Origin of the sequence: Mesorhizobium sp. M1E.F.Ca.ET.041.01.1.1 (genome assembly GCF_003997355.1) — a bacterium.
Taxonomy (GTDB): domain Bacteria; phylum Pseudomonadota; class Alphaproteobacteria; order Rhizobiales; family Rhizobiaceae; genus Mesorhizobium.
Map to the genome: position 1 here is coordinate 1 of NZ_RZSL01001036.1, position 1,258 is coordinate 1,258.

2 protein-coding genes and 1 pseudogene are annotated in these 1,258 nt (G+C 64.9%); all 3 read left to right on the forward strand.

All coding sequences use genetic code 11. The features are described from left to right. Positions 1–333 (forward strand): annotated as a pseudogene (locus EOA38_RS37105) (hypothetical protein); the annotation flags it as partial. 63 nt (positions 334–396) lie between these two features. Next, complete coding sequence (locus tag EOA38_RS37110; protein ID WP_126093877.1) at positions 397–675, forward strand: DUF4031 domain-containing protein; 279 nt, start codon at positions 397–399, stop codon at positions 673–675. Beyond that, on the forward strand, positions 672–1,258 hold a 587-nt coding region (locus tag EOA38_RS37115; protein WP_145966316.1), incomplete at its 3' end, for a LysE family translocator. The genes EOA38_RS37110 and EOA38_RS37115, both read left to right, overlap by 4 nt.

Consider the following 1,258-nt stretch of genomic DNA (forward strand, 5'->3'; position numbering starts at 1 on the left):
ATCCAGCGCGTCCAGCGTGTCGGCCGCTGGGCCTTTGCCGCTGCGACGATCACGCAGGAGGAGATCGCCGGGCATCTGAAGCGCGTCCGCAACGACTATTGCAGGGGCTCATTGCGGGACACGATCAACCGCTTCATCCCGCAACCCGCCGGGCCGCGCCGCGCCCATATTCGCATGCCCGAGCCCTTGGCGTTGCATGCTTGTGACAGCTCGCTCGACAAGGCGCTCGCTACATTGCGCTCGCGCATGCAGGAAGCCGTCACGCGGATCGTGACTGAGCTCGACGCCGGCGGCGGCTTCATTTCCTATCCGAATCCCTTCTATCATCGCTGACTTCACATTGGCCCGAGTGATCGGGAGCGGGCCGTCCATGTCGGTTGGAGTGCGGCAGGTTCAATGGCTGTCTATGTCGATGCGGCGATCTGGAAATGGGCCGGCCATCGTTGGTGCCATCTGCTCGCCGACGACACCGCCGAGCTGCACCGCTTCGCCGCCGAGCTCGGCGTCAAGCGCTCGTCCTACCAGGGGCCGCCCAAGACTTCGGCGCCACACTATGACATAACCGGCTTCGAACGCGACCGCGCCGTGCGGCTCGGCGCCGTAGAATGCAGCCGCGAGGAGATCGTCGCGATCTTCCGCCGCGTGCGGGTGCCAAATGGGAAAATAAGACCATGACGCTGACGACATTTCTGGCTTACTGCGGTGCGATAACGCTCGCCGCCGCCACGCCCGGCCCTGCCATGTTCACCGTCATCACCAACGGCGTCTCGCGTGGGTTCGTCCGCGCCTTGGTGGCCGGTGTCGGCGTCGCCGCCGGCGACGCGGTGCTGGTGACCCTGGCGCTGTTGGGTCTCGTGGCACTGGCACAGACCTTCGAATGGGTGTTCCTTGCGCTGAAATATGCGGGCGCCGCCTATCTGGTCTTCCTCGGCATCAGGATGTGGCGATCGGCCGCTACCCATGAAGATGGGGCGCGCACGGCCCAGGCAGGGCTCTTCCGATCGTTTTTCCTCGGGGCCTCGATCGCGCTCGGCAATCCAAAGGCGATCCTTTTCCACGCCTCGATTATGCCGCTGATCCTCGACCTGGACGCCATGACCTTTGCCGACGGGCTGCTGGTGGTCATGGTCGTGATCGGCGTCAACATCGTCACCATGGGGATCTACGCGGCACTTGCCGGGCGGGCTTCGGGCTGGTTCAGGACTCCGCGGCGCATGCGCCTGATGAACAGGTTCGCCGGCGGCGCCATGATCGGTAC

Coding starts and splice junctions, on each gene's coding strand:
- EOA38_RS37110 (WP_126093877.1), top strand. CDS start 397: ATGGCTGTCTATGTCGATGCGGCGATCTGGAAATGGGCCGGCCATCGT.